General features: G+C 69.5%; 8 protein-coding genes. 4 read left to right on the forward strand and 4 right to left on the reverse strand.

The features are described from left to right. Positions 1 to 8: 8 nt before the first annotated feature. A complete protein-coding gene (locus tag K8556_RS19245) occupies positions 9 to 1,406 on the reverse strand; it encodes a BamA/TamA family outer membrane protein (protein ID WP_370639942.1) in 1,398 nt (465 codons plus the stop codon). A gap of 211 nt (positions 1,407 to 1,617) precedes the next feature. On the opposite strand from K8556_RS19245, the gene K8556_RS19250 reads away from it, so the two are divergent. Further along, positions 1,618 to 2,094, forward strand: coding sequence for a MaoC family dehydratase (locus K8556_RS19250; protein WP_223741521.1), 477 nt, complete (start codon positions 1,618 to 1,620; stop codon positions 2,092 to 2,094). A gap of 94 nt (positions 2,095 to 2,188) precedes the next feature. Then, complete coding sequence (locus K8556_RS19255; RefSeq protein WP_223741522.1) at positions 2,189 to 3,340, forward strand: fatty acid desaturase; 1,152 nt, start codon at positions 2,189 to 2,191, stop codon at positions 3,338 to 3,340. 3 nt (positions 3,341 to 3,343) lie between these two features. On the opposite strand, the gene K8556_RS19260 is transcribed toward K8556_RS19255, so the two are convergent. Next, positions 3,344 to 3,841, reverse strand: a complete 498-nt coding sequence (locus K8556_RS19260) for a hypothetical protein (RefSeq protein ID WP_223741523.1) — start codon at positions 3,839 to 3,841, stop codon at positions 3,344 to 3,346. Between the two features lie 138 nt (positions 3,842 to 3,979). On the opposite strand from K8556_RS19260, the gene def reads away from it, so the two are divergent. Together def and K8556_RS19270 are read left to right on the forward strand one after the other, a co-directional pair. Continuing rightward, positions 3,980 to 4,606, forward strand: coding sequence for a peptide deformylase (def, locus tag K8556_RS19265; protein ID WP_223741524.1), 627 nt, complete (start codon positions 3,980 to 3,982; stop codon positions 4,604 to 4,606). Next, on the forward strand, positions 4,603 to 5,670 hold the full coding sequence (locus K8556_RS19270) for an NADH:flavin oxidoreductase/NADH oxidase (RefSeq protein WP_223741525.1): 1,068 nt from the start codon (positions 4,603 to 4,605) through the stop codon (positions 5,668 to 5,670). Before def ends, K8556_RS19270 begins: the two co-directional genes overlap by 4 nt. A gap of 22 nt (positions 5,671 to 5,692) precedes the next feature. Here the strand turns inward: K8556_RS19270 and K8556_RS19275 are convergent, their stop codons facing one another. Both K8556_RS19275 and K8556_RS19280 read right to left on the reverse strand, forming a co-directional pair. Continuing rightward, positions 5,693 to 6,562, reverse strand: coding sequence for a type VI immunity family protein (locus tag K8556_RS19275; RefSeq protein WP_223741526.1), 870 nt, complete (start codon positions 6,560 to 6,562; stop codon positions 5,693 to 5,695). Between the two features lie 26 nt (positions 6,563 to 6,588). After that, on the reverse strand, positions 6,589 to 7,188 hold a 600-nt coding region (locus tag K8556_RS19280; RefSeq protein ID WP_223741527.1), incomplete at its 5' end, for a hypothetical protein.

The raw sequence follows: 7,188 nt of genomic DNA on the forward strand, positions 1-7,188 counted from the left end.
GGCCGCCTTCAGGAGGGCGTGACTCCGGCCACGAGGTAGAAGCGCACCTGGCCGGAGTTGACGGCGTAGGCGACGTCCACGCCCAGCAGGGGCAGCACGACGTTGTTGAGGTACAGCCGCAGGCCCGCGCCCACGCCCTGGGCCACGGTGACGGGGTTCTGGCCCGTGAGGGTCTCCCGCAGGTAGTCGCGGATGACGCGCCCGTTGGCGTCGCGGAGGACTCCATCCTCGGGGACGTCCCACCACGCGATGGCGCCCGTGTCGGAGAAGGCCACGCCCCGGAAGGCCAGCGACTGCACCTTGAAGAGGGGGAAGTGGTACTCGGCCGTGAAGGTGAGGCGGGTGTCGCCGCGGAACTGCCGGTACTGGAAGCCGCGCAGCGTGGTGCCGCCCATCACCAGCTCCTGGTGGAAGGGCAGGTCCCGGCCCAGGGCCAGCTCGCCGCGCAGCACCAGGTTGTGCTCCGTGAAGAAGCGGATGCCGTGGCGGTAGAGCAGGCCGAACTTGCGGTAGTCGAACTCGCTCCACACGCCCGGGGTGGAGACCTCGTAGGAGGCCTCCAGGTTGAGCCCCTCCGTCACCGCGTGCAGCGTCTGGCGCGAGTCCAGGCCCACCATGAGGCGCAGCGACGTGTCCCGCATGGCGGGGCCGGTGGAGAAGGGCGGCACCGTCACCGGCATCTTGGGGTCCGGCGCCTTCGCGTCGATGCTGGCCAGGCGGTACTTCGCCGCCGCGCGCACGCGCTCGAAGAGGATGAAGCCCAGCTCGGAGCTGAGGGACGCGGAGTTGAAGCGCGTGCGCCGCAGGATCTCCGGGTCGTCCTCGCTGGCGTCCATGCTGTACTCGTCCACGCGGTCGCTCTTGAGCTGCCCCTCCAGGCTGAACTTGAGCTGCGGCAGCCCGAAGAGGATGGGGTCCAGGAAGCCCACGTACAGGCCGCTCTCGCCGGTGCTCACCTGCGCCGCGACGGCGAACTTCTTCGCGCGGCCGCCCAGGTTGTTCTCCGCGTAGAGCAGCCCGCCGCCGGTGTTCGCGGAGGACAGGGCCACCGTGGGCGCCACCACCCACGACGCCTTGTCCTTCACGCGCAGCACCAGCCGCACGCGCCCGTCGGGCATCGGCTCCGTGCTCACGCGGGCGTCCTGGAAGAGGCCCGTGGCCAGCAGGCGCCGCTTCACCTTCTCCAGCTCCTCGTCGTCCACCTCGTCGCCCACGTCCACCTTGCCGAACGAGCGCACCGTCGAGGACCGCGTCTTGTTCGCGCCCTCCACCGTCACGTCCCCGACCTCCGAGCGTTGGGAGGTGGACACGGGCGTGTCCTCGTCGGCGTGGGCCACGGCGGCCCCCAGGCCCGTCAGGGCCAGGGCGAGGACGGACAGGTGACGGCGCAGGCAGGAGAGACGCACGCACCGCTCATACTCCACGGGCCTCGGGCCCTGGTTGTTCCGGCGTGCGGCGAACGGCGCGTGCGCGCGATGCTCAACGTTCCGCGCCCGGCTCAACCTGGCGGCGGCTTGCCGTGCGCCCTGGAGAACAATCGCCTTCGGACGGGCGTCCCGGCGCCAGACGTATTATGTTCATCATATGGATGTGCAGCCATCCGGAAGGGACGCGGGCATGGCATCGACGGACGAGGGCGGGCGCCAGGAGCTGTTCCTGGACGACCTGTCGGTGGGGCAGAAGTTCACCAGCGGTACGCACACGCTGGACGCGGCGCAGATCATCGCCTTCGCGCGGGAGTTCGATCCGCAGGGCTTCCACCTGGACGACGCCGCGGCGAAGGACACGCTGTTCGAGGGGCTCGCGGCGAGCGGCTGGCACACGGCGGCCCTCACCATGAAGCTCAACGTCCAGAGCGGCCTGCCCTTCAAGGGCGGCATCGTGGGGGCGGGCGGGGAGCTGCGCTGGCCCAGGCCCACGCGCCCGGGGGACGTCCTTCACGTGGAGAGCGAGGTGCTGGAGATCATCTCCTCGCGCACGCGGCAGGACCGGGGCATCGCCACCGTGCGCAGCGAGACGCGCAACCAGAGGGGCGACGTGGTGCAGGTGCTCATCGCGAAGCTGGTGCTGCCCCGCCGCCCGGTGGGCGGGTGAGCGGGACGGGACGCTTTGCGTCAGGGCGTGTGGAGGCTACGGTGCGCCCCGCATCGGCCGTGGTCCCCGTCCTGCTCCCGAGGAGTTCTTCCGCATGTCCCGCGCCGCCCCCGACTTCGACCTGGCCTCCGTGGATGTGGAGGGCTTCTACCGGGAGCTGAAGGAGCTGAGAGCCCGGCTGGACGCGAACCTGGGGGAGGCGGACGCGGCGCACCTGCGGAAGATGGAGCGCTGGGGGAAGGTGGCGTCGGCGCTGGGGCTGGCCACGGCGTGGATCGCCCCCAACCCGCTCTCCGCGGTGGCGCTGGGGCTGGGGCGCTCCACGCGCTGGCTGCTCATGCACCACGTGGGGCACCGGGGCTATGACCGCGTGCCGGGCATGCCCGCGTCGCGCACCAGCAAGGGCTTCGCGAAGGGCCACCGCCGGTTCGTGGACTGGCTGGACTGGATGCTGCCGGAGGCGTGGGTCTTCGAGCACAACGTGCTGCACCACTCGCACACCGGCGAGGAGGCGGATCCGGACCTCCTGGAGCGCAACGCGGAGGGCTCGCTGCGCGACACCGGCCGGCCGCTGCCGCTGCGCTACGTGCAGCTCGCGCTGCTGGCCGTCACCTGGCGCGCGAGCTACTACGCGCCGGAGACGCTGGGCTCGCTGCGCCGCAAGGGCCGGCGCGAGGGCGGGGCGCTGACGCGCGCGGAGCTGTGGGAGCTCTTCACGCGCTGCTACCTGCCGTACGCGACCGTCTTCTTCGGGCTGTACCCGGCGGCGTTCCTGCTGGTGTCGCCGTGGGCGGCGTTCAGCGTGTTCTGCAACTCCGTGCTGGCGGACGTCGTCACCAACCTGCACACGTTCTTCGTGGTGGGCCCCAACCACACCGGCGAGGACCTGTACCGCTTCGACTCCGCGCCCGCGAACAAGGCGGAGCGCATGGTGCAGCAGGTGGTGGGCAGCGCGAACTACCGCACGGGCGGCGACCTCAACGACTACGCCCACCTGTGGCTGAACTACCAGATCGAGCACCACCTCTGGCCGGACCTGCCGATGCTGAAGTACCGCGAGGCGCAGCCGCACGTGCGCGCCCTCTGCGAGAAGTACGGCATCCCCTACGTGCAGGAGAGCGTCTGGACGCGCGCGCGGAAGATGGTGGACGTCGTCGTGGGCAAGGCGTCCATGAAGCGGCTGGTGAAGGCGGCGGCGCCCGGGATGTCGGCCGCGGACGCGCGGGCGGAGGCCTCCGCGGCCTGAGCGTCAGGCGGGCGGCGCGCGGCGGCGGCGGGGCAGCGGGGCGAGCGCCACGGGCGTTGCTTCCGCGGCCACGTCCTCCTGGCGCACGGCCTCCACGTTCACCACGCGCACGCCGTCGGGTTGGACGGGCAGCCCCAGGGTCTCCACGAAGAGGCGGTAGCTCTCCTCCAGGCGGCGGTGCAGCGCGCTGAAGGTCTGGTGCGCGGTGCCGGGCATGTCCTCGGTGTAGGTGAAGTACCAGCGCAGCTCGTCCAGGCGCCCGTAGAAGTGGTCCACCACCGCCTGCTCCTGCTCGGTCAGGTGGATGAGCTGGGCGAAGGCGCCGTCCGCGTAGCGCGAGGCCACCGTCTCCACCAGCGGGTCGCGGCTGCGCAGGCGGGAGAAGAGGAGGAACATCTCCTCCCGGCGCGCGGCCAGCCTGCGCATGATGCCGGCGGCGTCGAGGGCGAGCAGGTTGCGCACGCGCGCGGAGGTTTCGTCGGCCTTCTTGCGGCGAGCCATGGTGCGACACAGCCTACCGTCAGTGGCACCCCTCCACGCCAGGGGTTGCCCTCTCCGTGGGGAACCGGGCGGCCGAGGCCAGGCCCGCCTCACGGCGATGCGGCGCGGCGGGAGAGCGGTTGTTACGGTGGGGCCACCATGGTGCTCAAGATCGTCCAGGCGGGGGAGCCGGTGCTGCGCCAGCGCGCGCGGGAGCTGACCCCGGAAGAAATCGGCAGCGAGGACACGCGGCGGCTCATCCAGTTGATGCGCGACACGATGCGGGACGCGCCCGGCGTGGGGCTCGCGGCACCCCAGGTGGGCGTGGGCCTGCGGCTGGTGGTCATCGAGGACCGCGCCGAGTACCAGGCCGGCGCGTCGCCCGCGGATCTGGCGTTGCGCGAGCGCTCGCCGGTGGCCTTCCACGTGTTGATCAACCCGAGGCTGGTGGTGGAGGACCCCACGCCGATGGAGTTCCACGAGGGCTGCCTGAGCGTGAACGGCTTCGCGGCGCTGGTGGCCCGGGCGCGCGGCGTGCGGGTGGAGGCGCTGGGTGAGCACGGCGAGCCGGTGACGGTGTCCGCGCGCGGCTGGTACGCGCGCATCCTCCAGCATGAATTGGATCACCTGGACGGCACGCTCTACGTGGACCGCATGGAGACGCGCAGCCTCACGACGCAGGAGAACCACCGCCGGCACTGGCTGGGCAGGAGCACGGCCCAGGTGCGCACGGCGCTGGGGCTGCCGGAGCAGACCCCCTCGCTTCCCCGAAAGGACCCGACATGAGCAGCAAGCTGTTCTCTCCCTTGAAGCTGCGGGACATCACCCTGCGCAACCGGGTGGTCGTCTCGCCCATGTGCCAGTACTCGAGCGACGACGGCTTCGCGAACGAGTGGCACGTGGTGCACCTGGGCAGCCGCGCGGTGGGTGGCGCGGGGCTGGTGGTGACGGAGGCCACGGCGGTGGAGCCGGAGGGCCGCATCTCGCCGCAGGACCTGGGGCTGTGGAAGGACGCGCACGTGGAGCAGTTGGCGCGCATCAACCGGTTCATGCACCAGAACGGCGCCGCGTCCGGCGTGCAGCTCGCGCACGCGGGCCGCAAGGCCTCCACGCCCCGGCCGTGGGACGCGGGCAAGCGCGTGGAGCCGGAGCACGGCGGCTGGCAGGTGCTGGGGCCCACGACGGAGGCGTTCGAGGAGGGCTACCCGGTGCCCGCGGCGCTGGACGAGGCGGGCATCCAGCGCATCGTGAAGGCGTTCGCGGACGCGGCGGTGCGCGCGAAGGCCGCGGGGTTCCAGGTCATCGAGCTGCACGCGGCGCACGGCTACCTGCTGCACGAGTTCCTGTCGCCGCTGTCGAACAAGCGCACGGACCGGTACGGCGGCACGTTCGAGAACCGGACGCGCTTCGCGCTGGAGGTGACGCGCGCCGTGCGGGCGAAGTGGCCGGAGTCGCTGCCGCTCTTCATGCGCATCTCCGCGACGGACTGGGTGGAGGGCGGCTGGACGCCGGAGGACTCGGTGGCGCTGGCGAAGCTCGTGAAGAAGGAGGGCGTGGACCTGCTGGATTGCTCGTCGGGCGGCGTGGTGCCGAACGCGAAGATCCCGGTGGGGCCGGGCTACCAGACGCAGTTGGCGGAGCAGGTGCGCAAGGAGGCGGGCCTGCTCACGGGCGCGGTGGGGATGATCCGCTCCGCGTACCAGGCCGAGCACATCCTGGCCACGGGACAGGCGGACGTCGTCTTCCTGGCGCGCGAGCTCTTGAGGGATCCGTACTGGCCGCTGCGCGCCGCGAAGGAGCTGCGCGCGGACGTGCTGTGGCCGCACCAGTACGAGCGCGCGAAGAACTGATGCGCGCGGAGGGGACGCCGGTTCAGTCGAGGAACCGGCGGTCCCACCCCATGAAATCGTCGTCGGAAAAGTTGGCCGGGCGCACGCTGGCGTGGAAAGCCCAGGGTTCCAGGACACGGGCCAGCTCCCGGTAGGCAAGAAGCGGTTGGTCTGGACCGCCAGCGAGGGGCTCGGGGCCCAGGATGACGACGGCCCTGGACGCGTCGAGCGCTTCCACGGTGGTTCCGGGCGCGTGCAGTTGAGAGCGCAGGAAGTCCACGCCGCCCATGGCGCTCAGCGATGGCTCACCGATGAAGGTCATCCAGTGCGGGACACGTAGGCGGGTGCCAATCTCAAAGGAAGTCCGGTCGAAGCTCTGGACGTCTACTCCGGGGAAGGGGGCTAGCAGGGGAACGAGGTCCGACATCACAGTCCCTGAGTTCAGGTATCCGCTGACCGACAGCCCCGCGTGCCCGGAACTGAACGGCAGTGGTGCAGCCAGAGCCAGTGCCAGTTCGCGGACACGGCGGGCACCGTGAGCATTCACCCATGACAGGGGCACGATGAAACGAACCGCTGTCACGGGACCCGGATCGTGACGGAATATGGCTGCATGGATGTCCTTGCCCAGGTATTCGAACTCGAACTTTTCCGGGTAGGGCGCATCATTGGTGAGCAGGACAGAGGGCGCGACCGGATGATGGATCTTCGTGTGAATGAATGCCCATCCGGCGTCATCCAGTTCACGCGGTTCGTCGTCGTCCCCGATGTAGTAGTTGAGTGCACGGATGCCGATGGCATCGACAAAGTATTGAAGAGACAGTGCGATGGATTGAGAGACCTCTGCCGTCGGTCTGGGAAGATAGAAGCAGATGCTTACATCCTCCTGCGTGACGGCCCTGTTCCTACGCATGACCTGCAGTCTTGGGGATGTCATCTTCAGAGACCTGCTCCGAGATATGGCTGAACCAGCATCACTTCGTCCAGTTTGAAGGCCCTGAGATACAGGTCACCTTGGTTGCTTCCATGGTAGGGATGTCCTGCAGGATATTTCCGCCATTGGGCCTGTCGCGTCAGGTCTACACACGGGAACTTGAAGTCATAGACGGCTTCAACCTGCGCCGGGTCGCCCGTGTGAAGCACCACGTCGGGAACAAGAGTCCCTTTCAACTCTCCCAGACTGCCATGCTGCCGGATGCGAGCCACTTCGGCGGGTGACAGCCAGATCGTCTTCCCGCTGTCCAGTTCGTAGCGATACGTGGGCTCCAGACTGAACCCACCCGGACGGAGTTCTGTCAGCCTCTCCTCCGCGCACTGCAACGCGACCCGGTGCATCTCATCCCCAAGCTTCATGGCGCGGGTGATGGTCCGGCCTTGTGCATCGCGGACCAGTTCGTTGCACTCCTGCGGCGTCGGGCTCCGGGTTCCGAAGTTCGCGAGGATGACCGTTGTTCGCGCCTTGTCGAGGTAGTCACAGAGGGTGTGGAAACGAGAAAGGCGACGTAACGATCCCCGGTGAGCACCACCGAAACGAGGCCG

It is taken from the genome of Corallococcus sp. AS-1-12 (assembly GCF_020036995.1).
Taxonomy (GTDB): Bacteria; Myxococcota; Myxococcia; order Myxococcales; family Myxococcaceae; genus Corallococcus.